The sequence below is a fragment of the Nonomuraea sp. NPDC051941 genome (assembly GCF_044593615.1).
This window is the reverse complement of record NZ_JBIUCF010000051.1, coordinates 74936-101532: the sequence shown is the minus strand read 5'-3', so window position 1 is coordinate 101532 and position 26597 is coordinate 74936. Positions and strand designations below refer to the sequence as shown.

The window sequence follows — 26597 nt, the reverse complement described above, 5'->3', positions numbered from 1 at the left end:
GGCCCGTCGAGTCGTGGGGTCGGGCGTGAGCACGCCTGCGCTTCGCGGTGGCCCGCGAGGTCAGGTGCGCGTGGCGCGGTCGAAGATCTCGACGAGTTCGTCCGCGCACCGATCAGGGTCGAGGCCCTTGACGAGGCGGTCGGCCACCCCGTCGATGGACGCGCGCAGCGTCGTACCCATCAACACCCCGTCGAACTCCCGGAACACCCCCGCCCGCTGCCCCTCCGCGAACAGCGCCGCCAGCCTGGCGACCGCGGCGTCCTGCTCCTCACCGCCCACGGGCACCTGGTTGAACGCGATCTGCTGCACCGCCCGCACGTGCTCGGGATGGGCGGCGATGAAGGCGATGTTCGCCCTGATGAACGCCTCGAGCTGGGCGCGCGCCCCGGAGGCGGCGTCGAGCGCCGGGCGCATGAAGGCGGCCGCGTCCTCGACGACCTGGCGGACGACGGCCTCGAACAGCTGGTCCTTGCTGGAGAAGTGGTAGGAGATCAGCCGCTTGCTGCTGAGCCCCGCCTGCTCGCAGATGGCCTCGAACGTGGTCTCCGCGTAGCCGCGCCGCGCCAGCACGGCGATCGTGGCGGAGGCGATCTGTGCTTTGCGGGCCTCGGTGGCCGCCCGGCGGGGGGCAGAGCTCTGCATTCAGCCCAGCTTGCCACGCTTCGGGAACGCCTGCCGTACGGCACGTCGGTTGACGAGGAGGGCCACGGCGGCGACCAGCACGCCGACCACGGCCTGCTCCGCCTTCATCCAGCCGGGATAGCCGCTGTCCGGGGCGACGAGGATGAGCACGATCCCGATGGGGGCGGCGATGGTGACGAAGCGGATGCGTACGTAGGCCGACCTCTTGCCCCGGGAGGCCTGCCCCGCCAGGGCGACGAGCCAGACGGCGGCCACGGCCACGGCGGCGCCGCGGAGCCACACCACCCAGTTGCCGCCGATGAGGGCGGCCACGCCAAGGGTCGCGACGGAGATGACGAGCACGGCCACGAAGAGGGCCCGGACGGGAGCCCACACGTTGTTATCCATATGAGTAAATTTACACAGCCGGATAACAAGTCTCAAGGGTCGCGGGTGATGACTTCGGGGCCGGAGTCGGTGACGATGACGTCCTCCTCATGGCTGGCGCCCCCCACGGAGTGCATCGCGATCCTGCGCTCCAGCGCCAGGCACATTCCGGCCTCGATCAGGCCGTCCGAGTCGGGCCCGCCCTCGGTGATCCACGGCGGCTCCAGCGACAGGCCGAGCCCGTGGCCCCAGAGGCCGTCCGTCTCCGACCAGGGCAGCCCGTGGTGGACGGCGAACGCCGACCGTTCGAACACCTGCTGGCACCGCCGCGCCACCTCGCCGAAGCGCCGCCCGGGCCGCAGCAGCTCGATCCCGGCCAGAACGCTCTCCCGCACCGCCTCCAGCAGCCGCCGCTGCTCCGTGGTCGGCTCGCCGCCCACGACCCACGTACGGGCCAGGTCGAACAGGTAGCCGCGCACGGAGCCGTACAGGTCGATCCTGATCAGGTCACCCTCGGCCAGCCGCCGGTCGGCGGAGTAGGGCGTCGGGCCGGAGGCGGCGAAGGTGTAGGACTCGGCGCCGGAGGAGATGCCCATGCCGGAGTAGGCGCCGCCCGCCCGGACGATCTCGGCGATCGCGGCCGCCGCCACGTCGGCCTCGGTGGCGCCCGGTACGGCGGCCTCCCGGGCGGCGGACACCGCGCGCACCCCGAGCGCCCCCGAGGCGCGCAGCAGGTCAAGCTCGGCGGGGCTCTTGATCCGGCGCGCCTCCCAGGCCAGATCGTCGGCGCACACCAGCTCGTGCCCCGGCAGCACCGAACGCAGCCGGCACCACCACGGCGCGGCCATCGCCTCGTAGCCGATCAACGCGACCCGGCCCGGCCGGATCGACTCCCTGATCTGCTCGGCCAGGGCGTCCACGAGATCGGGCGTCACATGGACCCGCGCCGCCGGCCGGGGCTCCTGGAGGTCCCTGGAGTTGGTCAGCAGGACGGCGGTGTGCTCGCTGAGCGGAGGGTCGTCCACGGGCAGGACGACGGCCGCGTGGCCCCGCGCCCGCCAGTGGCCGGGGAAGTCGGGGATGAACGGCTGGTGCTGGTAGAAACCCGTCAGGTAGTAGACGTCGGCGTAATGGTCCTGCGCCGAACCGCCTCTCGACCAGGCCACCACCCCGCGGAACCCCGCCCGCGCGGCCAGCCGCCCCATAGCCGCCTGCCGCGCCGCATACTCCTTGCCACCGATCCCCAGCACAACCGAGTTCTGCCCAGGTCAGAGGCCGGTTCACCTGGTCGCGGCCGTCAGAGCCCCTTGAGGAACGACGCCGCCACCGGCGCCGCGACCTTGCCGCCCGCGCCGCCGCCCTCCACGACCACCGCGAACGCCACGTCCTCCTTGAAGCCCATGAACCAGGCATGGGTGTCCAGGTCGTCGCCGGTGCCGAACTCGGCCGTGCCGGTCTTGCCGTGCGTGCCGGCGGGCAGGCCGGCCGCCTTGGCCGTGCCCTTGGACACCACGGCCGCCATCATCGACTGCAGCGGCTCCTTGACCCCGTCGGGCAGCGGGCGCTCGGCGGCCTTCTGCTTCAACGAGGGCACCAGCGTCGGCGGCCGCCACGTGCCGTCCGCGATGGCGGCGGCCACCGAGGCCATCGTCAGCGGGCTGGCCGTGATCCTGGCCTGCCCGAACGACTCAGCGGCCAGCTCCGCGTCGGACTCGGCCCGGGGGAAGCTGGCCTTGGTGGCCGGGACCCCGATGTTCAGGGGCTGGTTGAAGCCGACGTCCTCGGCCGTCTTCAGCAGCTTGTCGGCGCCCAGCTTCTGCTCGGCCAGCGGCGCGAACGTCGTGTTGCACGAGTGGGCGAACGAGTCGAGGAACGACAGCGACCCGAACGCCTCCTTGTCGGAGTTGCGGACCTTCAGCCCGCCGATGGTCGCGTACATTGGGCACGTCACCGGGTCCGACGGCGACATCCCGGCCGCCAGCAGGCCGATCGCCGTGATCGCCTTGAACGTCGAGCCGGGCGGGTAGCGGCCGTCCAGCGCCCGGTTGAAGCCGCCCTGGTTGTTGACCACGGCCAGGATCTCGCCCGTGGACGGCTTGATCGCCACCATCGACGTGGGCTTCTTCATGTCCTTGACCGCGCCCACCGCCGCGGCCTGAGCGCGCGGGTCGAGCGTGGTCTGGACGGGCTCGCCGTCGCTGCCCTCGATGGTCTCCAGCGTCTTGTCGCCGAGCTGGATCTCGGTGGCGGGCGTGCCCGCCAGCCGCTTCTGGAACGTCTCCTGCAGCCCGCCGCGCCCAATCGCCTGGCCGACCTTGTAGGAGGAGCCCAGCTTGGCCACGTCCTTCTTGCCGGCCTTGTCGAGGTAGCCGACGAGCTGCTGCACCGACCCGCCGACCGCGCCCGTGTCGATCCGGTCGCCCTGGGCGTCGGTGATCTCGGCGCGGTCGGGCCAGCGCGTCTTGAGCTTGAACTCGGCCCCGGCGGTCATCGACGGGTACAGCGTGGCGGGCTTCCAGTCGACCTTCCAGGTGCGGTCGGCCACCATGAGGTCGATCTGGCCCTGATAGGACCACTTGCCGATGTTCTTGAGGTTCAGGGTCGCGGTGTAGGGGGCGCGGGCCCGGTTGTCGCCGGTCTCGGTGATCTTGCCGAGCTTGATGTCCGTCGACTCGACGGCGAGTGCGCTGCGTTGCTGGTCGTACGCGTTGAGCTGCTGTGGTTTGGCGAGCTCCGCCCCCATGGCGGCCCAGTTGCCGGCCTGCCATGCGGCGGAGAAGCGCTGCGCCGTCTCGGCGGGCGTCCCTCTGGTGTGCAGCAGGTAGTACGCGCCACCGGCCGCGGCCCCCACCGCGAGCACGGTGGCGCCGGACACGATCGCGATGGTACGACCACGCGCCACGCTAGATCCCCCTGATCCTCGACGACATTGTCATGACACGCCGTTGGCCGCCTTGAAGCTGGCGGCGTAGGTCGGCACGTATTCCTGTCCGGACAGCTTCTGGATGGCCGCCATGATCTCGTCGGTCACCCGCCGCCGGTCGCGGGCCTTGGTGTGGTCGCCATCGAACCGCATGGGCTCGCCGATGGCGATGCCGATCCGCGCGGGCCTGGGCACCTTCGAGCCGACCGGCAGCACCCTCTCGGTGCCGCTGAGCGCCACCGGCAGCACCGGGGCGCCCGTCTTGAGCGTCAGCCAGGCCACGCCGACCTTGCCGCGGTAGAGGCGGCCGTCGGGGGAGCGGGTGCCCTCCGGGTGGATGCCGAACAGCTCGCCGCGCTCCAGCAGGTCCGCGGCGGAGTCGAGCATGGTCTGGGCGGCGTGCGCGCTCTCCCTGTCGATCGGCAGGCTGCCGCCCAGCCGCATGAAGAAGCCGGAGACCGGGTTGCCGTCGAAGTACTCGTTCTTGGCGGTGAAGGTCACGTGCCGCGGCAGCAGCGCGGGCAGCAGGAACGAGTCGAGGATCGACAGGTGGTTGGCGGCCAGGATCGCGGGCCCGCTCCTGGGCACGTGCGCCGCGCCCGAGATGTGCGGCCGGCACATCGCGTTCGCGAGCGGCGCGGCGGCGAACTTGACCACTTCGTACAGCAACGAGCTCTCCTGATCATCGGGCCGGTCGGCCACCCCACCATAAAGCAGGCGCCCCGCCGGTGGGCGGGACGCCTGGAAAAGTCGTTAAGGCCGATGTGGCGGTCGCCTCCTCGGCGAGGTGCACAACACGGCTCCAGCCGAACGGTATTCCGTGAAGGCGGTAATTTGCGGCCCGGGGGACACAGACCACATCGGCAACTCGAGTTAAGCACACGGTCCGGGCATGGGGGTAATCGCGCCCCCCTCATGGGCGACACGTGACCTGAGCTTGGCGATCTTCGACCCCCGGAGGCCCGGTTCGTCCCGGTGACTCACGGTGAGCGCGGCCCCGCTCGCCCTCGACGAGATCGGGAAAATGATTTGAGCTCCCATTGGCATTCCGTGTTGAATCCACAATGTCAGTGAGACTCGGTGAGGGCACGGGTCGAAGTTCGTCGGTTACCACTTTTAATGGGGAGTCGCAGGTTCGAGTCCTGCCCGGGGCCAACGCTCCGGTAGCTCAGTCGGCAGAGCGCCAACGCCGGTGGACACCCCCATATCCGTGCCCTCTCCGAGCCTCGGGGGCGGGTCGAAGCAGGTCGGTTATCGCTTCAGGTGCCGGAAGCGCGGGGTTCGACTCCCCGCCGCGCGGGTGCGCCCGCGCGTCGCGTAGTGGCAGCGCGCCGTAAAAAGCCGGTCGGCATTTCCACATCCGCCCCCATTTTTTCTGCATATCCGCCATTCGGGCGGGTCGAGACGTACGAGGTGAAAACTATGGCGCGAAACCGTGACCCCCTCGCCGGCGTTTCCGCGTTCGCCACGCCGCAGACCCAGCCGCTGCCCGGCCGCACCGATCAGGTGCGCAACGCGGCGGGCGGCTTCGTCTTCGAGAAGGACCTGTGGCAGCGCGTCGAGGACTTCCTGATCCTCGGCACCACGGGCGGCACCTACTACGTGTCGCAGGAGCAGCTGACCGCCGGCAACGCCGCCGCGCTGTTCGAGGCGATCGCCGAGGACGGCCCGCGCGTCGTCGAACTGCTCACCGGCATCTCGACCGCGCGCCCGCCGCGCGCTCCCAAGCAGCGACCGGCGCTGTTCGCGCTGGCCGCCGCCTACGCCCGCGGCGACGCGGCCACCCGGCAGGCGGCCAAGCTCGCCCTGCCCAAGGTGGCCCGCACGACCGACCACCTCGCCTCCTTCTTCGGCTACTACAAGAACCTCGGCGGCAAGCCGACCGCGCGCGGCACCGCGCCGGTCACCGGCCGCTCGCTGCGTACGGCGCTCGCCTCCTGGTTCACCACCGGCAGCCCCGACGACGTCGCGTTCAAGGTGTGCAAGGCCCGCCAGCGCAGGACGCCGCAGGGTGAGACGTTCGACCTGCGCGACGTCCTGCGCATCGCCCACCCCAAGGCGGACGGCCCGCAGCGGGCGCGGCTGTTCGGCTGGATCGCCGGCAACGTCTCCGACGAGCAGGCGCGCGAGACGCTGGAGTCGGTGGACCGGTTCCTGAGCGCCAAGGCCGTCACCACGGCCCGCGAGGCGATCCAGGTGGTGACCGAGCGCAAGGTGCCGTGGGAGTTCCTGCCGGACGCCGTGCTGAGGGATCCGAAGGTGTGGGACGCGCTGGTCGACACGATCGGCATGACCGCGCTGCTGCGCAACCTGGCCCGCATGACGCGGATCGGCACGCTCACCCCGACGGGCGAGGCCACCCGGCGCGCGGTCGCCCGGCTCACCGACCGCGACGCGCTGCTGCGGGCGCGCATCCACCCGATGGACGCGTTCCTGGCGCTGCGCGTGTACGGCTCGGGCCGCGCCCAGCCCAACCCGCGCGCCGACGCGCACACGTGGGCGCCGGTCCCGGCGATCCGGGACGCGCTGGAGGAGACGTACGAGCTGGCGTTCGGCACCGTCCGGCCCACGGGCCGGCGGCTGCTGGTCGCGGTGGACTCCTCCGGGTCGATGTCGGGCGGCTGGTACGGCGGCGACGTCGTGGTCGGCGGTTCGAAGATCGGCTCGCCGTACGAGGTGGGCTGCGCGATGGCCGTCATGCTGGCCCGCATCGAGAAGGGGAACGTGCACGTCATCGACGTCGACACCAGCGTCCACGCCTCGAAGGTGACCCCGCGCACCAACCTGCGCGAGATCGGCTCCTGGCGGCCGTCCGGCGGCGGCACCGACCTGTCGCTGCCGTTCCGCTGGGCGCGCGAGCAGCGGATGGCGGTGGACGGCATCGTGGTGTTCACCGACAACGAGACGTGGGCGGGGCGCGCCCACCCCTCGCAGGAGCTCGGCGCCTACCGGCGCATCGTGGCGGCGGAGGCGCGCGTGGTCGTCGCGGCGATGACCGCCGCGGGCTACTCGATCGGCGATCCCGGCGACGAGGGCGTGCTGAACGTGGCGGGCCTGGACGCGTCGCTGCCGATGATCGTCAACGCGTTCGTCCGCGCGCAGGACGCGCAGGACGCGTAGGACGCTTTGGACCTGACCGGGAGCGCCCGGTCAGGTCCTGGTCCAGCGCGGCTGCTTCACGTCGAAGACCCGCTGCTCGCGGCCGCGCAGCGCCACCTCGGCGAACTGCCACAGGATCGCCCCCGTCGGCGCGTGGACCACGATGGACGGCCCCAGCGGCATCTGCAGCATCTTCCCGCGCCAGCGCGGCACCCCCGGCGCCAGGAACCACTCCAGCGGCACGTCGTGCACCGAGGCCACCTCGCGCGGATCGGCCACCGGCTGCTGGACGCCGCCGAACGCCACCACCGGCGTGATGACGAAGCCGGAGTCGGTGACGAAGTCGTCGAGCATCCCGGCCACCTCGACCCCGGTGACGCCCGTCTCCTCGGCGAGCTCGCGCAGCGCGGCGTCCACGGGGCGTTCCCCGTCGTCCAGGCGCCCGCCGGGCAGCGCCCACTGACCCGGGTTGCGCCCGTGGGCGGCCCGCTTGATCAGGATCGTGTACGGGACCCGCTCGGCGTCCTCCAGGACGCACACGGTGACGGCGGCCCTGCGCACCCCGCCGGTGGGCGGGACCTGCCGGCGGTCGAAGGCGGTCAAATGGGACCTGATCTGCTCCTGCAGCACGTCGATTGGCGACAGCACACTTCAAGGATGTCACGGGCGTCCGGACGGGGACGCCGGGGCCGGGTCTCACGACGGGCCGTGCGGCAGCCGTACGGTGACGCTCAGCCCGCCTTCCGGCCGGGCGGCCGCGGTGACCTGGCCGCCGTGCGCGCGCACGATGGCCCGCACGATCGACAGCCCCAGCCCCGCGCCCTTGAACGAGCGCACCCGGTCGCCGTGGAGCCGGCTGAACGGCTCGAACAGGTCGTCCACCTCGTACGGCGGCACCGCCGGCCCGGTGTTGCGCACCGTGACCACCGCATCGCCGCCCTGCCGCCGCAGCGCCAGCCAGATCTCGCCGTCGCGCACGTTGTGCTTGATCGCGTTCTCCAGCAGGTTGAACACGCACCGCTCCAGGAACAGCGGATCCCCCTCGACCAGCACCGGCCGCAGGTCCTGGTGGAGCGTGACGGGCCGCTTGCGCGACTGCAGGTCGATCTGCTCCAGCGCGGTACGCACGACCTGCTCCAGGTCCACCGGCTTGCGCACCGTGAGCTCCTGCTCCGACTGCGCGAGCAGCAGCAGGCCCTCGATGAGCCGCTCGTAGCGGGCGTTCGTGCCGAGCAACGCCCTGGCCAGCGCCTTGAGGTCCTCCGACGCGGCCGGCTCCTCCAGCGACACCTCCAGCACCGTACGGTTGATCGCCAGCGGCGTGCGCAGCTCGTGCGAGGCGTTGGCGATGAACCGCCGCTGCGCGTCGAACACCCGGTGCAGCCGCTCCAGCATCGCGTCGAACGTGTCCGCCAGCCGCCTGACCTCGTCGGGCGGGCCCCGCATCCCGATGCGCTCGTGCAGGGTGCTCTCCGACAGCCGCTGCGCCGCCTCCGTCACCCGGTCGAGCGGGCGCAGCGCCCGGTCGGCCACCACGTAGCCGAGCACGAGCGCGACCACGCCGACCAGGATCATCACGAGCATGGACGAGCGGACCATCTCGCTGAGCACGTTGCCGGCCCGGTTCTCGATGTCGCCCTGGAAGATGACGTCCCCGACCACCGGGCGCGTCGCGGCCACGTCCGCGGGCGGGTTCTGGATCTTCCGGAAGCCGGTGACGAACTGCTGGTTCAGCGCCTGGCCGGTGATGAGGTAGGTGAGCCAGAGCAGGATCGACCCGGCCACGAAGAACAGGCCGCCGTACAGCAGCGTGAGCCGCAGCCGCAGCCGCCTGCTGCTCCACCACGACCGCCCCTGCTCGACGATCAAAGCCGGTACCCCTTGCCGGGCACGTTCAGGATCGCCGACGGCACGCCAAGCTTCTTGCGCAACGATGTGATCGTGACCCGCAGCGCGCCCGTGCCCGCGTCCGCGTGCTCGTCCCAGACGCGCCTGCGCAGCTCGCCGGAGGTGACCAGCTCGCCGCCCGCGCCGAGCAGCACGCGCAGCACGTCGAACTCCTTGCGGTTCAGCGACACGGGCCGCCCGTCCCTGGTGACCGTGCGGCGGGACGGGTTGAGCACGACGCCGCCGCGTTCGAGCAGGGGCGCCGCGGAGCGGGGCGAGCGGCGGGCCAGCGCCCGGACCCGGGCCACCAGCTCGGCGAACGCGAACGGCTTGACCAGGTAGTCGTCCGCGCCCAGAGACAGCCCGTCGATCTTGTCGCGGATCTGTCCCGCCGCGGTCAGCATGAGCACCCGGCCGCCCCCGCCGCCCTCGCGCAGCCGCCGGCACACGTCGTCGCCGTGCACCTCCGGCAGGTCCCGGTCGAGCACCACCACGTCGTAGTCCACGTACGCGGCCCGCTCCAGGGCGTCCTGCCCGTCGTAGGCCACGTCCACGGCGATCGCCTGCAGCCGGAGCCCGCGCGCGACCGCGTCCGCCAGCCGTTCCTCGTCCTCGACGACAAGCACCCGCATCGCCGGCCCCTTTCCTCTGGCACCCGAGCGTGACGGATCACGTGTTAGGGCCGGATAAACGCGCCGGGCGGGCTTATCCGGTTCTAGCACCCCATGGGCTGGAGTGAGGCCGCAGCCCGGGCGAAGGACCCCAGGCGCGGAGGAGTGAATGTCATGAATATACGGCTGTTGCTGGTCGCCGTCCCGCTCGCGCTGGCGCTGGCCGCGTGCGGAGGCACGGCGCCCAAGGACGACGGCGTGGCCAGCGCCGGCACCTCGTCCGCCGGACCCACGGCCTCCCCGTCGGCGTCGATGGACCCGGAGGAGGCTCAGCTGAAGTTCGCGCAGTGCATGCGCGAGCACGGCATCGACGTCCCCGATCCGCAGAACGGCCAGTTGAAGGTAGAGGTCCCCAAGGGTGTGGGCCGCGACAAGATGGACAAGGCACACAAGGCCTGCCAGCCCATCATGGACGCCGTAGTCCGCGACCACACGCCCAGCCAGCAGGACTACGACCAGATGGTCAAGTTCGCGCAGTGCATGCGCCAGCACGGCGTGGACATGCCCGACCCCAAGCCCGGCGAGGGCCTGCGCTTCGAGATGAGGAACGGCTCGCAGCAGAAGATCGAGGCTGCGCACAAGGCCTGCGAGCAGTACGCGCCCGGCGGCGGCAAGAAGCCAGGGGAAACGTCATGAGGAAGGGGATCCTGCTGAGCGGCGGCACCGTCCTGGCCGTCGCCGCGACGTGGACCGCGGTGGCCGTCATGAACGACGGCGTCCCAGGCGCCGCCACGCCCGACAGACCCCCGGTCCCGGCCACCGCGGACATCACCCGGCAGGACCTGGTGGAGACCAAGACCGTGGACGGCGCCCTCACCTACGCGGGGGAGCGCCGGATCGCCTCGGGCGCCTCCGGCACCGTGACGTGGGTGGCCGCCCAGAGCGCCGTGGTCCGCCGCGGCCGCCCGCTGCTCAAGGTGGACCGCAGGCCGCTCGTGCTCATGTACGGCAGCCTGCCGCTGTACCGGACCCTGCAGCGCGGCGTGTCCGACGGGCCGGACGTCGAGCAACTGGAGCGCAACCTCAAGGCGCTCGGGTACGGCGACTACCTCACCGTGGACGACCACTTCAGCTACGCCACCGAGCAGGCGGTCAAGGGCTGGCAGGAGGACAGGGGACTGGAGGAGAGCGGGCGGGTGGACGCGGCCCAGGTCGCGTTCCAGCCCGCCGCCGTACGCGTGACCGACGCCAAGGCCGAGGTCGGCGCCAGGACCGCGCCGGGACAGCAGGCGCTCACGGTGAGCGGCATCCGCCGCCTGGTGCACGTGGACCTGGACACCGGCGACCAGCCGCTGGCCCGCAAGGGCGCCAAGGTCACGGTGACGCTCCCCGGCGGCGAGCGGGCCGCCGGCCGGATCACGTCGGTCGGGACGGTCGCGGAGTCCTCCGGGTCCGAACGGGACGCGACCACCACCATCGACGTGGACATCACCCTCGCCAGGCCGCCGCGGACGAAGCTGGACCAGGCGCCGGTCGAGGTGGAGATGGCCAGCGCGCGGCACGCGAACGTGCTGGCGGTGCCCGTCGAGGCGCTGCTGGCGCTGCGCGAGGGCGGCTTCGGGGTCGAGGTGGCGGAGGGCGCGGCGAGCCGGATCGTGGCGGTCGAGACCGGGGCGTTCGGCGGCGGCCTGGTCGAGATCAAGGGCGAGGGGCTGGCCGAGGGCATGAAGGTCGGGGTGCCGGTCCAGTGAACGGCCCAGTGAACGGCCCAGGGAACGGCCCAGGGAACGGCCCAGGGAACGGCCCAGGGAACGGCCCAGGGAACGGCATCGTCGAGTTGTGCGGGGTGACCAAGACGTACGCCGGAGACGTGCACGCCCTGCGCGGCGTGGACCTGACCATCGACCGGGGAGACCTGCTGGCCATCGTCGGCCCGTCCGGATCGGGCAAGTCCACCATGCTCCACATGATCGGCACCCTCGACCGCCCCACCTCCGGCACCGTGCGCGTCGCCGGCCACGACGTCGCGACCCTGTCGGACCGGGAGCTGTCCGGGCTGCGCTCGCGCACCCTGGGGTTCGTCTTCCAGCAGTTCCACCTCTCGCCCGGCGTCAGCGCGCTCGACAACGTCGCCGACGGCCTGCTCTACACCGGCACGGGCCGCCGCGCCCGCCGCGAACGAGCCGCCGCCGCGCTGGACCGGGTCGGGCTCGGCCACCGGCTCCGGCACCGGCCGTCGGAGCTGTCCGGCGGCGAACAGCAGCGGGTCGCAGTCGCCCGGGCCGTGGCGGGCGACCCGCCGCTGCTCCTGGCCGACGAGCCGACGGGCAACCTGGACTCCCACGCGGGCGCCGACGTGCTGGCCGTCCTGGCGGACCTGCACGAGGCCGGCACCACCGTCGCCGTCATCACCCACGACGCCGAGATCGCCGGCTGGTGCTCCCGCCAGGTACGCCTGCGCGACGGGCTCGTCGTCGACGGCCACGAGCACGACCACCTGAGCCCCGTCGAGCTGCTGAGAGGAGCCGGGCGTTGACCGACCACCACCACCGAGCCGGTGCGCGGCCCGCACCCGGCCGGCTCAGCCCCGGGGACGTCCTGCGCGTCGGGGCCGCCGGGCTGCGCGCCCGGCCGACGAGGGTGATCCTGTCGGCCCTCGGCATCGCCATCGGCATCGCGACGATGATCGCCGTGATCGGGATCTCGTCCTCCTCCCGCGAGCAGCTCCTGCGCCAGCTCGACAAGCTCGGCACCAACCTCCTCACGGTGGCTCCGGGGCAGACCATGTTCGGGGAGGAGGCCAAGCTGCCGACCGGCGCGCTGGCCATGGTCCAGCGCATCCGCCCGGTCCGGACGGCCGCGGCGACGGGCGGCGTGGAGGCCACCGTACGCCGGAACAACCACATCCCCGAGTCCGTCACCGGCGGCATCGCCGTCCAGGCGGCCAGCACCACTCTCCTGACCACTCTGGAGGGCTCGGTGACCAAGGGCACCTGGCTCAACGACGCCACCGCCCGCCAGCCGGCCGTCGTGCTCGGCGCGCAGGCCGCCGAACGGCTCGGCCTGGCCAGGACCGGCGTGCAGGTGTGGATGGGCGGCCGCTGGTTCACGGTCGTCGGGATCCTCGGGCCGATGCCGCTGGCTCCGGAGATCGAACGCTCGGCCCTGGTCGGCTTCCCCGCGGCGCAGGAGCTATTGGGCTTCGACGGCTACCCCACCACCATCTACGAGCGCTCCTCTGACGAGGCGGTCGAGTCGGTGCGCCAGGTGCTGCCCCGCACCGTCAACCCCGAGAACCCGGAGGAGGTCACGGTCAGCAGGCCGTCGGACGCCCTGGCCGCCAAGGCCGCCGCCGCGGGCGCCTTCACCAACCTGCTGCTCGGGCTCGGCGCGGTGGCCCTGCTCGTGGGCGGGGTCGGGGTGGCCAACACCATGGTCATCTCCGTGCTGGAGCGGCGCAAGGAGATCGGCCTGCGCCGCTCGCTCGGAGCCACCCGCGGCCAGGTACGCATCCAGTTCCTGGCCGAGTCGCTGCTGCTGTCCACCCTGGGCGGGGTGGTGGGCGCGGTCATGGGGGCCCTGGCGACCGCGGGTTACGCCCTGTCGCGGGGCTGGCCGCCGGTGGTCCCGCCGTGGGCGCTGGGCGGGGCGGTCGGGGCGACCCTGCTGATCGGGACGCTCGCCGGGCTCTACCCCGCCATGCGCGCCGCCCGCCTGTCGCCCACGGTCGCCCTCGCCACCGCCTGAGGGCCCGCTAAGAGAGGAAACCGCGGATCGCGGCCGCGACCTGCCCGGGGCGTCCGCGCTGGTCGGCGTTGCAGGTGGCGCTGTGGTCGAGGCCCTTCAGGTCCACGCGCCGGACATGGGGCAGGACGCGCTCCAGCCCCGTGAGCACGGACTTCAGGTGGGCGGGGCTGCGGGTGCCGCCGAGCAGGAGCACCTCCGCCCCGATCGGCCGGTAGACGTCCAGGCTGCCGGCCGTCTCCGCCACCACCTGCCCGTCGTAGTGCAGCGTGGGGGCCAGCTCCCGGAACGTCGGCTCCCCGTCAACCGCCGCCTTGTCCTGACTTTTCAGCATCATGCCCGTGAGCAGCTCCAGGACCGCCCGCGGCATGACGTTGAAGAACTGCGGCCCCAGCCGCGCCGCCCTCATCCCGGTGACCAGCGCCGCCGGGATCCGGCCGGCCGCGAGCTCCCGGTCGAAGCGCTCCAGCCAGCCGGCCGGGTAGAAGTCGTCGACGTCCAGCGGCGGCTCGAAGATGACGGCCTTGCGCAGCTCGGGCCTTACGAGCGCGGTGCGCAGCGTGACGATGGCGCCCGAGCTCACGCCGACGACGCGGTCCGCCCCGGTCGCGGTGAGCAGCGCGTCGAGGTCCTCGACCTCCCGATCGAGGCGGTAGTCCGGACCGTACGGGCCGCTGCGGCCCCGGCCGCGGCGGTCGGGCACGTAGCACGTGAACTCGTCGGCGAGGGCCTGGGCCAGCTCGATGTTGCTGTGGCCGCTCTGCATGACTCCGTGCAGGAGCACCAGCCCGGGGCCGCGCCCGAGCCGGCGGTAGCTGATCGTGGTGCCGTCCTTCGAGGTCACGGCGTCGAGAGTGGTCGTGGTCATGATGGCTCCCCATGGTTCGGTCCGTGAAGGGGAGCCCGGCTATTGTTGCGAGTGCCATCTCGTGTCCGGGGTCCCGCTTCGCGGGCATTTCGGTACGAAGATCTCCCGGCGGCGGTGTTCCCGCACCGCCGCCGGTCTTGCGATCGGCCACCGGGCTCTTCGCCGGTCGCCGGGGTCAATCCGCTGTGCTGCCCCTATCCGCGATGTCCGCCACCTCGGGGGGCAGGTCGCCGGTCCGGTGGAAGGCCCGCCATCCGTCCAGGCCGGGGAACGTGCCGGAGGTCAGCTCGGCCAGCAGCGCGCTCACCCAGCCGGCCTCGGCCTCCCGCATCGCCAGCGCGTACTCGGACTCGAGGAGGAACAGCCTGGGCACCTCCTCCCGGTCCCGCTCCAGCGCCCGGCGCGCGTCCTGGAGCTGCTGCTCCAGCAGCTCCAGGCGCTGCCGCAGCAGTGGCACCACCTCGTCCGGGCCGAGCCCGGCCAGCACCGACAGCCCCGCCTCGAACGCCGACGGCTCCCGCACGGGCGTGGACAGCAGCTCGCGCGTCCAGTCGTCGGCCTCCTCCCGGCCGGCTTCGGTGACGCGGTAGACGGTCCGCTCGGGGCGGGCGCCCTGCCTGCCGCTCTCCACGGCCTCGATCAGGCCGTGCTTCTCCAGGTTGCGGACGACGGTGTAGAGGGATCCCCACTTGATCGGCATGTCCTGGTCCTTGCCGCGCGCCCGTAGCACCGAGGCCATCTCGTACGGGTGCATCGGCCGCTGCCCGGCCACCGTCAGCACGGCCAGAGCCAGCAGGTTCGCGACCCTGCGCCGCTTCGTCATCCGGCTCATCTCCTCGTGGACGAATACTCGTACACGAGCATACGTGCGCGAGTATCCGCCATGCAATGGGGAATCGCTGCGCGTTCTACGTTTGGAGACAGCGTCGGATCCGCGTTCTGCGGTCGGACGCGTCGGGTCGTTGAGCCCGGTGCCTGGCCGGTGTGGCGCGTCGAGAGGGCGGCCCGGTGCGCCGCGCGTCCTGTGGTCGGAGGCGGCGAGCGGGCGCTTCGGGAAGGCGGCTCGCCGGTGGGCGGCGAGCGGGCGCGGGCGCTTGGGAAGGCGGCTCGCCGGTGGATGGCGAGCGGGCGCGGGCCGTGCCTGAAAGCGGCGGGGTGGGGCGGGAAAGGCGGCGCCGCCCCGGGAGGGGGTCACGTCAGACGGAGTCGGTGACGCCCGGGGCGGCTCGGGTCAGGACATGCTGCTTACGAGGATCACGCCGAGGGCGATGCCGATGATCATCCCGACGCCGGCGGCGACGGCGGCCCACTTGCCCAGCGGCTCGCCCCGCGTGTGGCCGACGATGCCCAGCACGATGCCGGCCAGGCCGAACAGGATCGGGATGAACAGCACGGCCACCACCGCGCAGACGAACCCGATGATCGACAGGACCTGGTTGCTCGGCGGCTGCTTGTAAGGAGGCTGCGGATACGGGGGCGGCTGCGACCACTGGGTGTTGGGATCGTCGCCCTGGGGCGGGTCCTGCGAAGAGGTCACTTGCGGGCTCCTCTCGAGACGTGAACAACATCACACACCGAAGGGCCCAGTCCTGTCGAGCCGAATGAACCAGGACATATACCGATTTCACGCTGCTTCTATGGGATGAGAAAGCTGGGGCGGCAGAGGCCTGGCGTGAACGACGTCCAGCCGGGAGACGGCCCGGGTGAGGGCGACGTACAGGCGGTTCAGGCCGCGCCGCTCGGCTTCGGCGACGGCGGCGGGCTCGGCGAGGATCACATGGTCGTACTCCAGCCCCTTGGCCAGCGAGGCGGGCAGCACGGTGAGGCGTTCGTCCACGCCCATGCCCTCGTCCCGGAGCGCGGACGTGATCGCCTCGACGTCGGCGTCCGCCGCGATCACCCCGATCGACCCCTCGAACGCCATCGCCTCGCGCGCCGCCTCCACAACGCCCTTCTCCAGCCCGCTCACGCGGGTGACCCGCAGGCGGCCGTCGGAGCGGTACGAGCGCGTCGCCGGCACCTGCGTGCCGAGCGCCGCCAGCAGCGTGTTGGCCAGCTCCACCACGGCCGCCGGGACCCTGAAGCCGGTGGTCAGGGCGATGACCTGGCCGTCCGGCTTGCCCAGGAGCGCCATGCGCTCCGGCCAGGAGGAGGCCGCCCACGGCGTGGTGCCCTGGGCCAGGTCGCCGAGCACGGTGAGCGAGCCGTGTTCGCTGCGCCTGGCCACGGCCCTGCACTCCATGGGGGACAGGTCCTGGGCCTCGTCCACGATGACGTGGCCGTAGCCGCGCGGGCGCTCGATGAGGGCGGCGATCTCGTCGAGCAGCACGAGGTCGGCCGCCGTCCACTTGGCGCTCTTGGCGCTGCGGGGCGGCTTGGCCCAGGTGATCGCCTCCCACTCGGCCCCCGTCAGCGCGCCGTCCCGCCTGCCCTTCGCCGACGCGCCATCCCGCGTGCCTCCCGCCGGGCCGCTGTCGCGCGGGGCCTCGGCCGGGCCGCGCAGGACTTCGTACAGGACCTCTTCGGGTTTGACGGCGGGCCAGACGGCGTCCAGGAACGGGGTGACGGCGCGGGCGATCTTGCGGGTCCAGGCCGCGACGGCCGTCTGCCCGCGCGCCTCGGCCTGGCGCTGGATCGCGGCGACCATCCGGGCCCGCACCCGTTCGCGGCCCACTCCGTACGGCAGGGACTCGCGGCGCGTGTCGTCCACGATGCGGCGCAGCTCCTCCTCGGGCACCCGCCACCGGTACGAGCCGTCCGCCACCGTCACCGGCTCGACCGGCTTCGCGATCCGCCCGTACAGCGCCCTGCGCAGCACCTCGGCCATCCGGACGTCGTGCTTGACCAGCGCGGCGGCCTCGCTGTCGATGGCGGTGACGGGGAGGGTGACAGTGACGGGGGCCAGCAGGCGCTCCAGGGTGGTCTGCTCGACGTCCACCTCGCCGAGCGCGGGCAGCACGGCCGAGATGTAGCCGAGGAAGGCCCGGTTCGGGCCGAGGACGAGGACGCCGGAGCGTTCGAGCCGCTGCCGGTGCGCGTACAGCAGGTACGCGGCCCGGTGCAGGCCGACCGCCGTCTTGCCGGTGCCCGGCGCGCCCTGGACGCAGATCGAGGTGTCCAGCTCGGCCCGTACGAGGTCGTCCTGCTCGGGCTGGATGGTGGCCACGATGTCGCGCATGGGGCCGACACGGGGGCGCTCGATCTCGGCGGCCAGGATGCGCGACTCGCCTTCCTCGCCCCGTTCGAGCCGTTCGTCCTCGAAGCCCGTCAGCGTCGTGCCCGACCAGCCGAAGCGGCGGCGTACCGCGACACCCTGCGGGTCGCGGGCGCCGGCCCGGTAGAAGGCCCGCGAGACCGGCGCGCGCCAGTCGATCACCACGGGCGGGCCGCCGTGCTCGCCGGTGATGTGCCGCCTGCCGATGTGGTACGCGCGCCCGCGGTGCTCGGCCGAGCTCTGGCCGAAGTCCAGCCGGCCGAAGAACGGCGGCCCCTCGGGCTCCTCGCTCAGCTCCTTGGCCAGGCTCTTGAGATGGCGGCCCAGCCGCTCGGCGCTGTAGCGGTCGCCGGCCACGGTCTCACCGATGATCACGTTGTCGCGCGCGCCTTCGAGCATCCTGCGCAGTCCGGCCTTGCAGCGTTCGACGTACTGCCTCTCGTCGTCGAGCGTGCCCATCGCGTCCCCCAAAAGCGTTAACTCGGTTAAGAATTTAACCAGGTTAACACTTTGATAGACTGGGTGCCATGACGGGACTACGGGAGATCCAGCGGCAGCGGGTCCACGAGGCCATCTCGACGGCGGCCATCTCGCTCTTCCTGGAGCGCGGCTTCGACGAGGTGCCCGTGACGGAGATCGCGGCGGCGGCGGGGGTGTCGAAGCCGACGCTGTTCAAGTACTTCCCGACCAAGGAAGACCTCGTGCTGCACCGGATCGCCGACCACCAGGGTGAGGCCGCCCGCGTCGTACGGGGGCGGGAGCCGGGGGAGCGGCCGCTGGAGGCGCTGCGCCGCCACTTCCTCGACGGGCTCGCCCGGCGTGACCCGGTCACCGGGCTCAACGACCATCCGGAGGTGGTGGCGTACCACCGGATGGTGTTCTCGACGCCGAGCCTGGCGGCGCGGCTGTTCCGGCACATGGCGCAGGACGAGGAGGCCCTGGCCGAGGCGCTCGGGGAGATCACGGACGAGCTGACCGCCGGGCTGGTCGCCGGGCAGGTGCTGGCCGCGCAGCGGGTGCTCGCCCGGCGCAACTGGGCGATGCTGGCCGAAGGCCGGCCGCTGGCGGAGGTCGAGCGGGAGGCGATCCGGGCCGCCGAGCGGGCGTTCTCGCTGCTGCCGGTGTTCACGCCTCGCGAACAGCCCGTTTAGGCAGGTGGCAAGGGGTGTACTTGATACGGAGAGCCTCTTGACCAATTGCAAAAATATGCAATTTGGTGCATTGCGGGGCGCTCTTTACTCGTAGGGAGTGATGGTGAGAGGACCTTTCACGCACCAAGACGGTTACATTTCCGGACCGGAAGGTAACAGCTCGTGACCGGCGCGCTGACCCTGGCCTGGGGGCGGCTGCGCGCCGTGCTGCCGGAACGCGAGTCGCTGGCCGCCATGTGCCGCCGCCCCCGCCAGGACCTGCTCGCCGGGCTCACGGTGGCGGTCGTCGCGCTGCCGCTGGCACTCGGATTCGGCGTCTCCTCAGGGCTCGGCGCCGCGTCCGGGCTGGCCACGGCGGTCGTCGCCGGGGCGCTGGCGGCCCTGCTCGGCGGCTCCGACCTGCAGGTCTCGGGCACGAGCGGCGCCATGACGGTGATGCTCATGCCGATCTTCGACGCCCACGGCCCCACCGGCGTGCTCACGGTCGGCCTGCTGGCCGGGCTCCTGCTGCTCGCGCTGGCGCTGACCGGCGCCGGGCGCTACATGGCCGTGGTCCCCGCCCCGGTCGTGGCGGGGTTCACCGTCGGCATCGCCTGCGTGATCGGCCTGCAACAGGTGCCCCAGGCACTCGGCGTCCCGCCCGAAAACAGCCACAAGGTCATGGTCGTGGCCTGGCACGCCGTCCTCGACTTCCTCGCCCACCCGCACTGGTGGGCCACCTCCGTGGCCGTGGCCGTGGCCGCGGTGGTGCTGGTGGCCGCACGCGTACGGCCGAGCCTGCCGTTCGCGCTGCCCGCCGTGGCCATCGCCACCGTCGCCGCCGAGGTGGCCGCGCTGCCGCTGGCCAGGATCGGCGACCTGCCCGCCGGGCTGCCCGCGCCGTCGCTGGGGTTCCTGGATCCGGGCGCGCTGCCGTCCCTCCTCACCCCGGCCGTCGCGGTGGCCGCCCTGGCCGCGCTGGAGTCGCTGCTGTCGGCCAACGTCGCCGACAGCATGACCACCGGACGCCGCCACGACCCCGACAGGGAGCTGTTCGGGCAGGGCGTGGCCAACCTCGTCACCCCGCTGTTCGGCGGCATGCCCGGCACGGGCGCCATCGTCCGCACCGCGGTCAACGTCCGCTCCGGCGCCCAGTCCCGGCTCGCGGCGCTGGCCCACGCGGGCATCCTGGCCGCGATCATCTACTCCGCCGCCGGGCTCGTCGCACGGATCCCGCTGGCCGCGCTGGCCGGGGTCCTGCTGGCCACGTCGGTGCGCATGGTCGACACCGACGCCGTCAAGGCCATGTTCAGGTCCACCCGGGCCGACGCCGTGGTCCTGGTGCTGACGGCCGTCGCCACTCTGACGCTCAACACGGTGGTGGCGGTCATCCTGGGCCTGGTGGTGGCGGGGGCGCTGGCCCTGCGCGCCGTGGCGCGCAACGCCCGCCTCGACGCCGAGCCGCTCCGCCACGACCTGCAGCCCCATCACACCGAGGACGAGCACGCGCTGCTCGCCGAGCACATCGTCACCTACCGGCTGGCCGGGCCGCTGTTCTTCGCCGCGGCCCACCGCTTCCTGATGGAGCTGTCGGAGGTGACGGACGTGTCCGTGGTGGTGCTGCGCCTGTCCCGCGTCACCACCATCGACGCCAGCGGCGCGCTGGTCCTGGGCGACGCGATCGAGCGGCTCGAGGGGCGGGGCATCCTGGTGTACGTCTCGGGCATCCCGGACGGCCACCACCAGCCGCTGGAGGCGCTCGGGGTGCTCGCCCGGCTGGACGAGGCGGGGCAGGTGTTCGCCACCACCGACGAGGCCATCGCGGCCGCCCGCGACCGCCTCCACCACACGGGCGTCCTCCCCCACCTGGCCGGCTGACCCCCTCCGCCCCACCCGCCTCCCCCCACCGGGGGGAGGCACCTCACCGCCAGGACATCGGGCCCGCCGACCGTTGACCGTGCGCCGGCGGTTGGTGGTAGCGCCCTGGGGACGTGGCGCGTCTCCGTCGCCGAGGGGCGCCCCGCCTCCCGCCTCCTTCGGGGGAGCCCGGCCGACGCCAGAGGGGCGTCTCGCCCGTTCTCACTCCGTGGGACCTCGGCCGAAGCCGGAGGGGCGTCTCGCCCGTTCTCCCTTCGAGGGACCTCGGCCGAAGTGCGGTGGGAGGGTGGGTGCCACGGATGGGGACCGGCTCACCAAGATTTCGGACCTGGAGCGCCCGAGCCCTGTACCCCCCATCACCGCACCGGCGACACTCGGCTCATGACACGGACCTCCGAACCTCCCCGCGCGCTCCCGGCCGTCGCGCACCGCTGGCCCACCCTGCTCGGGCTGGGCTTCGCCGTCCTCACCCTCCTGGACTTCGAGGACGGCCGCAGCCTGGGGTTCGTCGTCTTCCTGGCAGCCCTCATCTACCTAGGTACGGCGGTCCTCGGCAAGCCCGGCACCGTCTGGGCCCTGTTCGTCATCAGCACCGTGGCGTGGGTGGCGCTGGACCAGCTCGGGATCGACGGCTGGCCCGCCCTGATCGGCGGCGCGGTCTCCCTCATCGTCCTCGGCCTGGTGGGCGGGCTGTTGCGCCAGCCGTTGCTGACGGCCGCGCAGGTCCCGGCCATGCTGGTCTGCGGCGGGGCGGCACTGCTGGCGCTGACGCTGTCGCCCCAGGCCGGCGGTTTCCTGGTCGCGGGGGCGCTGATCGCCCACGGTGTGCAGGACCTGCTCGTGTGGCGGGCCAAGCAGGTCGTGGCGCGGTCGATGGCGGAGTTCTGCATGGTCCTCGACCTCCTGCTCGGCGTGGGCATCGTCGTGCTGAGCCTGTGAGGCCGCTGTCGTGCCGAGCCGGTGAAGCCCGCTCAGAAGGGGCGGGTGAAGCCCGCTCAGAAGGGACCGGTGAGCTCGCCGAGCTTGTCGGTCAGCTCCAGGTTCGCCGAGTAGTCGACCGGTACCGCGATCACCGACACCACGTCGTCCGCCAGCGCCTTGCGCAGCGTCGGCAGCAGTTCGTCCGCGTGGGTGATCCGGTAGCCGCGCGCCCCGAAGCTCTCCGCGTACTTGACGAAATCGGGGTTGCCGAACGTGACGTTGGAGTCGCGCCCCAGCTCCAAGTCCATCTTCCACTCGATCAGCCCGTACGCGCCGTCCTCCCACACCAGCACCACGAACGGGATCCGCTCCCGCACGGCGGTCTCCAGCTCCTGCGAGTTCATCAGGAACGCCCCGTCACCCGTCGCCGCGAGCACCCGGCGGCGGGGGAAGGCCAGCTTGGCCGCCAGCGCTCCCGGCACCGAGAAGCCCATGGACGACAGCCCGTTGGAGACCAGCATCGTGTTCGGCTCGTACGTCGGATACATGCGGGCCATCCACATCTTCACCGCCCCCGTGTCCGCCAGCACGATGTCCTCGCGTCCCATCGCCGCGCGGACGTCGGCCACGATCCGGCGCGGAGACAGCGGGAACCCGTCCTCCGAACGCCCCTGCTCCAGCTCCTCCCGCACCATGCGGCGGATCCTCTCGCCGGTGCCGTTGATCTCGAAACGCCGGTGCACGGCGTCCGCGAGAGCGTGGAGCGACCGCGAGATGTCTCCCTGGACGCCGACCGCCACCGGATAGTGGTCGTCCACCTCGGCGGGGAACTGGTGAATGTGGATGATCTTCTTGTCGCGATGCGGGTTGATCTTGACGGGGTCGAACTCCTGCAGCTCGTACCCCACGCTGATCAGCACGTCCGCCTCGTCGAAGCCGAAGTTCACGTAGTCGTGCCGCATGAACCCCACCGCCCCCAGCGCGTGCCGGTGGTCGTCGGGGAAGACGCCCTTGCCGTTGAACGTGGTCGCCACCGGCAGCCCGAGCCGCTCCGAGAAGCGGATCAGCGCCTGGGAGGCCCTGGCGCGCGTGGCCCCGTGCCCGGCCAGCACGATCGGCCGGCGCGCGGTGGCCAGCACGTCGGCCGCGCGGGCGATCTGCGCGGGGGAGGGGTCCTGGGTGCGTACCACGTTGACGGGGAGCGGGCGCAGGTCGTCGGGCACCGGTGCCGACTCGACGTCCTCGGGGATGGCGAGGTAGACGGCGCCGGGACGCTCGGTCTGGGCGGTCTTGAACGCCTTGCGGATCATCTCGGGCAGCGCCTGCGGCGACGGCGCGAGCTCCGACCACTTGGTGATCGGCCTGAACAGCGACACCAGGTCCACCACCTGATGCGACTCCTTGTAGATGCGGTCGAGCCCGACCTGGGCGCTGATCGCCACCACCGGGGTGCTGTTGGTGGTGGCGTCGGCCACGCCGAGCTGCAGGTTGATCGCGCCGGGGCCGAGCGTGGCCGAGGCCACCCCCGCCCTGCCGGTCAGCCTGCCGTAGATCTCGGCCATGAACGCCGCGCCCTGCTCGTGCCGTACGAGGACGTAGCGGATGGAGGAGTCCTGGAGCGCGTCGACGAAGTGGATGTTCTCCTCGCCGGGGATGCCGAAGACGTACTCGACGCCTTCCGCCTCCAGCGCCTGCACGATGAGCCGGGCCGCGACGGCCTGCGTGGTCATGGGACAAGCCTTCTTTCTGAACGACTGCGTCCGTGAAAGCGCACGAAGGCCGCCGTTCATTCCGGTGTCCCGGCCCCGCCAGCGGGTATCTAAGCAGCGGCTCCCCGGACTGATCTCGCACCAGGAGAGGACCGGGGGCATGGTGGAGCGACCTATCCGTCTCGCGCTTCTGGGCGGCTTCCGGCTGCTGGCCGGCGACGAGCAGCTCGCCGTCTCCAACGGCTCCGAGCGGCTGCTCGCGTACATCGCCATCAGCCGCAGGACGGTGCACAGGAACGTGATGGCGACCACCCTCTGGCCCGACGCGCCGGAGCGGCGCGCGCACGCCAACCTGCGCTCCGCGCTGAAACGCCTCGACGAGGTCGGGCGGGCGCTGCTGCACGTCGGGACGACCGAGATCGGGCTGGCCCCGGACACCGGCGTGGACTTCGACGACGCCCGGGCGCTGGCGCAGCGCCTCATCGACCCCACCGTCCAGGCCGAGGAGGCCACCGTCTGCGCGGGGGCCGTCGATGCGCTGGCCAACGGCCTGCTGCCCGGCTGGTACGAGGAATGGGTGCTGGCCGCCGCGGACGAATGGCACCAGCTGCGGCTGCACGCCCTGGAGGCCCTGTCGGCGATCTTCGTCAGGCAGCGGCGGTTCGCCGAGGCCGTGACGGCCGCGAGCGTGGCCGCGCATGCGGACCCGCTGCGGGAGAGCGCGTGCGCCGCGCTCATCGAGGCCCATCTCGCGGAGGGCAACCAGGCCGAGGCGATCCGCCATTTCCGGCTCTACGCGGAGGGCCTGCGGGACGAGCTCGGCATCGAGCCGACCGCCAGATTGCGGGAGCTGGTCGCCAGCTTGCGCGGCCGCTGAGCGATCCTGGTCACGCTCCGGTCACGCCGACATCACGGCGCGGTGACACGACCCCCTCCACGCTGGGTGGTGACAGAAGGGAGACCGGAATGCGCATCAAGAAAAGCCTGATTCTGGCTGGTCCAGCGCTTCTCACCGCTGTCACACTCGGACCCCTCACGACCCCGTCGGCCCAGGCCCTCGCGCAGACCTCCGCGACGAGCGCGCAGACGAGCACCCACGTCGCGAGCAAGCCACCCGAGAAGAGGAAGGCCAAGAAGCAGCAGTACAACATGGGCCGCTCGGCCGGTTACACCGACGGCCGCAGCGCCTGCATGAAGAAGGAGCCCTACAGCCTGAAGTACTCCGGTGGCGGCGCCTACCAGAGGGGCTTCGCCGACGGCTACAACTCGGGCTACCACAGCTGCTAGCGATCTCAGCCACTGAGCTGGACCCCACCCGCGCCCGCGGGGTGGGGTCCACCCCTTTTTCAGCCCAGGCGCGCCACCCCGTCGAGCAGGCGGTCCACGTCGGAACGGTCGTTGTAGTGGACCAGGCCCGCCCGCACGGCCCCGCCCGAGTCGCGGATGCCGAGCGCGCCGGTCAGCTCCCAGGCGTAGTTGTGGCCGTTCCAGACGTTCACGCCGAGCCCGGCCAGGTGTTCGGCCACCTGGCGCGGGGTGTGCCCGGCCACGTTGAAGTAGGCGGTGGCGGTGCGCCTGGCGGGTTTGCCGTACACCGTGACGTGCGCCATCGTCTCCAGCCCCTCGATCAGCACCGCGAACAGCGCCAGCTCGTGCTCCTCCGCCGCGCTCATCGAGGCCAGCAGGCGCTCGCGGCGGGTGCCCGTGCCCGGCACCATGGCGGCCAGGTGGTTCACGGCCGCCGTCACGCCGGCCAGGTCGGCGAAGGCCGCCGTCCCCGTCTCGAACCGCTCCGGCACCGTGTCGGAGGAGGAGGCCAGCTTGTCCGGCCGCAGCGTCTCCAGCAGCGCCGGGTCGGCCACGACCGCGCCGATGTGCGGGCCCGACCACTTGTACGCGCTCGTGGCGTAGAAGTCGGCGCCCAGGGCGCGCATGTCCACGGGGCCGTGCGGGGTGGCGTGCACGCCGTCCACGTACATGAGCGCGCCCGCCCGGTGCGCCAGCTCGGCGATGGCGGCCACGTCGGGACGGGTGCCGAGGATGTTGCTGGCCGCCGTCACCGCGACCAGCCGGGTGCGTTCGCCGATCAGGTCCGCGTACTGCTCCACCGGCAGTTCCCCGGTGACCGGATCCACCTCGGCCCAGCGTACGGTGGCGCCGATCTGGGTCCAGGGCCGGACGTTCGCGTCATGGTCGAGCCTGGAGAGCACGACCTCGTCGCCCGGCCCCGCGATGGCCCTGGCCAGGCGGTAGGTCAGCGTGGTCATGTTCGGGCCGAGCACCACGCCGTCCGGATGGCCGCCGACCAGGTCGGCCACGGCGGCCCGGCAGGCCGCCACGATGGCGCCGGAGCGGTCGCTGGCGGGGAAGGCGCCGCCGACGTTGCCGATCCCGGCCCGGTAGGCGGCGGAGATGGCGTCTATCACCGGCCGCGGGGTCTGGGTGCCGGCCGCGCCGTCGAGGTAGGCGAAGCCGTCGGCCAGCGCAGGGTAGGAGGAGCGTACCGATTCGATGGGGAATGTCGGATCGAGCATGATAGGTAGATGCTCACCCTCAGAGACCTCAACCGGGCCACTTTGGCCCGCCAGCACCTTCTCGACCGGCACGAGGGTGACGTGGCCGACGTCGTGCACCGGCTGGTCGGCCTGCAGGCGCAGGAGCCGCGGCCGCCGTACCTGGGGGTGTGGTCCCGGCTGGCGGGGTTCGCGCGGGACGACCTGCACGCGGCGCTGCACGCCCGCACGCTCGTGCGGGCCACCATGTGGCGGGCCACGCTGCACCTGGTGACCGCGGCGGACTTCGCCGCGTTCCGTCCGGTGGTGCGGCCCGTGCTGGCCGCCGCCGCGCGCCGCTTCGACGACGTCGACTTCGACGCGGTCGTGGCCGCCGCCGACCGGCTGCTGGCCGCGGGGCCGATGACCTTCAACGAGCTGCGGCCCAGGCTGCAGGAGGAGTTCCCCGGCGGGTACGACCGGGCGCTCGGATACGCCGTGCGCATGCTCACCCCGTTGATCATGGTGCCGACGGAGGACCGGTGGAGCTTCCCGCGCGAGTCCGCGTTCGCGCTGCCCGGCATCGCCCTGGAGCCCGCCGGCGTTGAGGCGCTGATCGAGCGCTACCTGGCCGCGTTCGGCCCGGCGACCCCCGCCGACGTGCAGACCTGGTCCGGGCTGGGCGGCCTCAAGCGCGTCATGTCCGGCATGGAGCTGGAAAGGCTCACGGACTTCACGGGAAGGGAGCTGTACGACCTGCCCGGCGCGCCGCGGCCCGGCGGCGACGTGCCCGCCCCCGTACGGTTCCTGCCCGACTTCGACACGCTGGTCCTGGGCCACGCGGACCGCACCCGGGTGCTGGCCGACGAGTTCAAGGGCCGGGTCGCCACCAAGAACCTCCGGGTGAAGGCGGTCTACCTGGTGGACGGCTTCGCGGCCGGGACGTGGCAGATCAAGCGCACCGCGAAGAAGGCCACGCTGCTCATCAGCCCGTTCACCTCGACCTCTCTCGACGTGCTGGAGGAGGAGGGGCTGCGGCTGCTGGCATTCGCCGAGCCCGACGCGGTCCCGTCCCTTGAAGTGGCCGACTCTTGAAGTGACCGGCGGAGTCTG

Annotated in this window: 25 protein-coding genes; 11 read left to right on the top strand and 14 right to left on the bottom strand. The window is 72.3% G+C overall.

All coding sequences use genetic code 11. From position 1 onward, the window contains the following. Window positions 1-60 precede the first annotated feature (60 nt). Genes ACIHFD_RS54180 through ACIHFD_RS54160 form a run of 5 tightly spaced genes read right to left on the bottom strand, consistent with a single transcriptional unit; the run spans window position 61 to window position 4552 of the window. Window positions 61-642: a TetR/AcrR family transcriptional regulator gene (locus ACIHFD_RS54180; protein WP_363969562.1), complete on the bottom strand. Its 582-nt coding sequence runs from the start codon at window positions 640-642 to the stop codon at window positions 61-63. Beyond that, the gene (locus ACIHFD_RS54175) at window positions 643-1029 is read right to left on the bottom strand and encodes a hypothetical protein (RefSeq protein WP_397373574.1); all 387 of its coding nucleotides are present in this window, start codon (window positions 1027-1029) and stop codon (window positions 643-645) included. A 32-nt stretch (window positions 1030-1061) separates the two neighbouring features. Beyond that, entirely contained in the window at window positions 1062-2258 is a 1197-nt protein-coding gene (locus ACIHFD_RS54170; protein ID WP_397373573.1) for a M24 family metallopeptidase, read from the bottom strand. Window positions 2259-2305: 47 nt separating this feature from the next. Next, window positions 2306-3883, bottom strand: coding sequence for a penicillin-binding transpeptidase domain-containing protein (locus tag ACIHFD_RS54165; RefSeq protein WP_397373572.1), 1578 nt, complete (start codon window positions 3881-3883; stop codon window positions 2306-2308). Between the two features lie 57 nt (window positions 3884-3940). Then, window positions 3941-4552 carry a lysophospholipid acyltransferase family protein gene (locus ACIHFD_RS54160; RefSeq protein ID WP_397373586.1) on the bottom strand — a complete coding sequence of 204 codons (612 nt, stop codon included), beginning with the start codon at window positions 4550-4552 and terminating at the stop codon, window positions 3941-3943. Window positions 4553-5353: 801 nt separating this feature from the next. Here ACIHFD_RS54160 and ACIHFD_RS54155 point away from each other — a divergent pair. Then, window positions 5354-7051, top strand: a complete 1698-nt coding sequence (locus ACIHFD_RS54155; RefSeq protein ID WP_397373571.1) for a TROVE domain-containing protein — start codon at window positions 5354-5356, stop codon at window positions 7049-7051. A gap of 30 nt (window positions 7052-7081) precedes the next feature. Here ACIHFD_RS54155 and ACIHFD_RS54150 read toward each other — a convergent pair whose 3' ends face one another. From ACIHFD_RS54150 to ACIHFD_RS54140, 3 genes are read right to left on the bottom strand one after another with little or no spacing between them, the layout of a single operon-like run. Then, window positions 7082-7678 carry a CoA pyrophosphatase gene (locus tag ACIHFD_RS54150; RefSeq protein ID WP_363969552.1) on the bottom strand — a complete coding sequence of 199 codons (597 nt, stop codon included), beginning with the start codon at window positions 7676-7678 and terminating at the stop codon, window positions 7082-7084. A 48-nt stretch (window positions 7679-7726) separates the two neighbouring features. Further along, window positions 7727-8899, bottom strand: coding sequence for a sensor histidine kinase (locus ACIHFD_RS54145; RefSeq protein WP_397373570.1), 1173 nt, complete (start codon window positions 8897-8899; stop codon window positions 7727-7729). After that, on the bottom strand, window positions 8896-9549 hold the full coding sequence (locus ACIHFD_RS54140) for a response regulator transcription factor (protein WP_363969548.1): 654 nt from the start codon (window positions 9547-9549) through the stop codon (window positions 8896-8898). Before ACIHFD_RS54140 ends, ACIHFD_RS54145 begins: the two co-directional genes overlap by 4 nt. A gap of 153 nt (window positions 9550-9702) precedes the next feature. Here ACIHFD_RS54140 and ACIHFD_RS54135 point away from each other — a divergent pair, with 153 nt between their 5' ends. From ACIHFD_RS54135 to ACIHFD_RS54120, 4 genes are all read left to right on the top strand, one after another. Continuing rightward, the gene (locus ACIHFD_RS54135) at window positions 9703-10224 is read left to right on the top strand and encodes a hypothetical protein (RefSeq protein ID WP_397373569.1); all 522 of its coding nucleotides are present in this window, start codon (window positions 9703-9705) and stop codon (window positions 10222-10224) included. After that, on the top strand, window positions 10221-11279 hold the full coding sequence (locus tag ACIHFD_RS54130) for an efflux RND transporter periplasmic adaptor subunit (RefSeq protein ID WP_397373568.1): 1059 nt from the start codon (window positions 10221-10223) through the stop codon (window positions 11277-11279). Before ACIHFD_RS54135 ends, ACIHFD_RS54130 begins: the two co-directional genes overlap by 4 nt. A gap of 95 nt (window positions 11280-11374) precedes the next feature. Beyond that, the gene (locus tag ACIHFD_RS54125; RefSeq protein WP_397373567.1) at window positions 11375-12064 is read left to right on the top strand and encodes an ABC transporter ATP-binding protein; all 690 of its coding nucleotides are present in this window, start codon (window positions 11375-11377) and stop codon (window positions 12062-12064) included. Next, on the top strand, window positions 12061-13275 hold the full coding sequence (locus ACIHFD_RS54120) for an ABC transporter permease (protein ID WP_397373566.1): 1215 nt from the start codon (window positions 12061-12063) through the stop codon (window positions 13273-13275). Before ACIHFD_RS54125 ends, ACIHFD_RS54120 begins: the two co-directional genes overlap by 4 nt. 7 nt (window positions 13276-13282) lie before the next feature. Here the strand turns inward: ACIHFD_RS54120 and ACIHFD_RS54115 are convergent, their stop codons facing one another. From ACIHFD_RS54115 to ACIHFD_RS54100, 4 genes are all read right to left on the bottom strand, one after another. Further along, on the bottom strand, window positions 13283-14140 hold the full coding sequence (locus ACIHFD_RS54115; protein ID WP_397373565.1) for an alpha/beta fold hydrolase: 858 nt from the start codon (window positions 14138-14140) through the stop codon (window positions 13283-13285). Window positions 14141-14315: 175 nt separating this feature from the next. After that, on the bottom strand, window positions 14316-14963 hold the full coding sequence (locus tag ACIHFD_RS54110; RefSeq protein ID WP_397373564.1) for a PadR family transcriptional regulator: 648 nt from the start codon (window positions 14961-14963) through the stop codon (window positions 14316-14318). Window positions 14964-15371: 408 nt separating this feature from the next. Further along, window positions 15372-15677: a hypothetical protein gene (locus ACIHFD_RS54105; RefSeq protein WP_350732067.1), complete on the bottom strand. Its 306-nt coding sequence runs from the start codon at window positions 15675-15677 to the stop codon at window positions 15372-15374. 87 nt (window positions 15678-15764) lie between these two features. After that, window positions 15765-17813 (bottom strand): HelD family protein, encoded by a 2049-nt coding sequence (locus tag ACIHFD_RS54100; protein WP_397373563.1) that lies wholly within the window; start codon window positions 17811-17813, stop codon window positions 15765-15767. A 68-nt stretch (window positions 17814-17881) separates the two neighbouring features. Here ACIHFD_RS54100 and ACIHFD_RS54095 point away from each other — a divergent pair, with 68 nt between their 5' ends. The 3 genes from ACIHFD_RS54095 to ACIHFD_RS54085 all read left to right on the top strand — a co-directional run bounded on the left by ACIHFD_RS54095 (window position 17882) and on the right by ACIHFD_RS54085 (window position 21301). After that, entirely contained in the window at window positions 17882-18505 is a 624-nt protein-coding gene (locus tag ACIHFD_RS54095) for a TetR family transcriptional regulator (RefSeq protein ID WP_397373562.1), read from the top strand. Window positions 18506-18667: 162 nt separating this feature from the next. Further along, a complete protein-coding gene (locus ACIHFD_RS54090; protein ID WP_397373561.1) occupies window positions 18668-20362 on the top strand; it encodes a SulP family inorganic anion transporter in 1695 nt (564 codons plus the stop codon). A 381-nt stretch (window positions 20363-20743) separates the two neighbouring features. Further along, window positions 20744-21301 carry a hypothetical protein gene (locus ACIHFD_RS54085; RefSeq protein ID WP_397373559.1) on the top strand — a complete coding sequence of 186 codons (558 nt, stop codon included), beginning with the start codon at window positions 20744-20746 and terminating at the stop codon, window positions 21299-21301. Between the two features lie 56 nt (window positions 21302-21357). Here ACIHFD_RS54085 and ACIHFD_RS54080 read toward each other — a convergent pair whose 3' ends face one another. After that, window positions 21358-23013 (bottom strand): acetolactate synthase large subunit, encoded by a 1656-nt coding sequence (locus ACIHFD_RS54080; RefSeq protein ID WP_397373558.1) that lies wholly within the window; start codon window positions 23011-23013, stop codon window positions 21358-21360. A gap of 139 nt (window positions 23014-23152) precedes the next feature. On the opposite strand from ACIHFD_RS54080, the gene ACIHFD_RS54075 reads away from it, so the two are divergent. Next, window positions 23153-23869 carry a BTAD domain-containing putative transcriptional regulator gene (locus ACIHFD_RS54075; protein ID WP_397373557.1) on the top strand — a complete coding sequence of 239 codons (717 nt, stop codon included), beginning with the start codon at window positions 23153-23155 and terminating at the stop codon, window positions 23867-23869. An 89-nt stretch (window positions 23870-23958) separates the two neighbouring features. Beyond that, the gene (locus ACIHFD_RS54070) at window positions 23959-24279 is read left to right on the top strand and encodes a hypothetical protein (protein ID WP_350732075.1); all 321 of its coding nucleotides are present in this window, start codon (window positions 23959-23961) and stop codon (window positions 24277-24279) included. A gap of 59 nt (window positions 24280-24338) precedes the next feature. Here the strand turns inward: ACIHFD_RS54070 and ACIHFD_RS54065 are convergent, their stop codons facing one another. Beyond that, the gene (locus tag ACIHFD_RS54065; RefSeq protein WP_397373556.1) at window positions 24339-25526 is read right to left on the bottom strand and encodes a cysteine desulfurase-like protein; all 1188 of its coding nucleotides are present in this window, start codon (window positions 25524-25526) and stop codon (window positions 24339-24341) included. A gap of 9 nt (window positions 25527-25535) precedes the next feature. Here ACIHFD_RS54065 and ACIHFD_RS54060 point away from each other — a divergent pair, with 9 nt between their 5' ends. Beyond that, the gene (locus ACIHFD_RS54060) at window positions 25536-26579 is read left to right on the top strand and encodes a winged helix DNA-binding domain-containing protein (RefSeq protein ID WP_397373555.1); all 1044 of its coding nucleotides are present in this window, start codon (window positions 25536-25538) and stop codon (window positions 26577-26579) included. Window positions 26580-26597: the final 18 nt, after the last annotated feature.

Bases quoted from the DNA above. Each gene is read 5' to 3' on its own strand.
- ACIHFD_RS54180 (WP_363969562.1), bottom strand. From the start codon at position 642: ATGCAGAGCTCTGCCCCCCGCCGGGCGGCCACCGAGGCCCGCAAAGCA.
- ACIHFD_RS54175 (WP_397373574.1), bottom strand. From the start codon at position 1,029: ATGGATAACAACGTGTGGGCTCCCGTCCGGGCCCTCTTCGTGGCCGTG.
- ACIHFD_RS54160 (WP_397373586.1), bottom strand. From the start codon at position 4,552: ATGTGCCGGCCGCACATCTCGGGCGCGGCGCACGTGCCCAGGAGCGGG.
- ACIHFD_RS54155 (WP_397373571.1), top strand. From the start codon at position 5,354: ATGGCGCGAAACCGTGACCCCCTCGCCGGCGTTTCCGCGTTCGCCACG.
- ACIHFD_RS54140 (WP_363969548.1), bottom strand. From the start codon at position 9,549: ATGCGGGTGCTTGTCGTCGAGGACGAGGAACGGCTGGCGGACGCGGTC.
- ACIHFD_RS54135 (WP_397373569.1), top strand. From the start codon at position 9,703: ATGAATATACGGCTGTTGCTGGTCGCCGTCCCGCTCGCGCTGGCGCTG.
- ACIHFD_RS54130 (WP_397373568.1), top strand. From the start codon at position 10,221: ATGAGGAAGGGGATCCTGCTGAGCGGCGGCACCGTCCTGGCCGTCGCC.
- ACIHFD_RS54115 (WP_397373565.1), bottom strand. From the start codon at position 14,140: ATGACCACGACCACTCTCGACGCCGTGACCTCGAAGGACGGCACCACG.
- ACIHFD_RS54110 (WP_397373564.1), bottom strand. From the start codon at position 14,963: ATGACGAAGCGGCGCAGGGTCGCGAACCTGCTGGCTCTGGCCGTGCTG.
- ACIHFD_RS54100 (WP_397373563.1), bottom strand. From the start codon at position 17,813: ATGGGCACGCTCGACGACGAGAGGCAGTACGTCGAACGCTGCAAGGCC.
- ACIHFD_RS54095 (WP_397373562.1), top strand. From the start codon at position 17,882: ATGACGGGACTACGGGAGATCCAGCGGCAGCGGGTCCACGAGGCCATC.
- ACIHFD_RS54085 (WP_397373559.1), top strand. From the start codon at position 20,744: ATGACACGGACCTCCGAACCTCCCCGCGCGCTCCCGGCCGTCGCGCAC.
- ACIHFD_RS54080 (WP_397373558.1), bottom strand. From the start codon at position 23,013: ATGACCACGCAGGCCGTCGCGGCCCGGCTCATCGTGCAGGCGCTGGAG.
- ACIHFD_RS54075 (WP_397373557.1), top strand. From the start codon at position 23,153: ATGGTGGAGCGACCTATCCGTCTCGCGCTTCTGGGCGGCTTCCGGCTG.
- ACIHFD_RS54070 (WP_350732075.1), top strand. From the start codon at position 23,959: ATGCGCATCAAGAAAAGCCTGATTCTGGCTGGTCCAGCGCTTCTCACC.
- ACIHFD_RS54065 (WP_397373556.1), bottom strand. From the start codon at position 25,526: ATGCTCGATCCGACATTCCCCATCGAATCGGTACGCTCCTCCTACCCT.
- ACIHFD_RS54060 (WP_397373555.1), top strand. From the start codon at position 25,536: ATGCTCACCCTCAGAGACCTCAACCGGGCCACTTTGGCCCGCCAGCAC.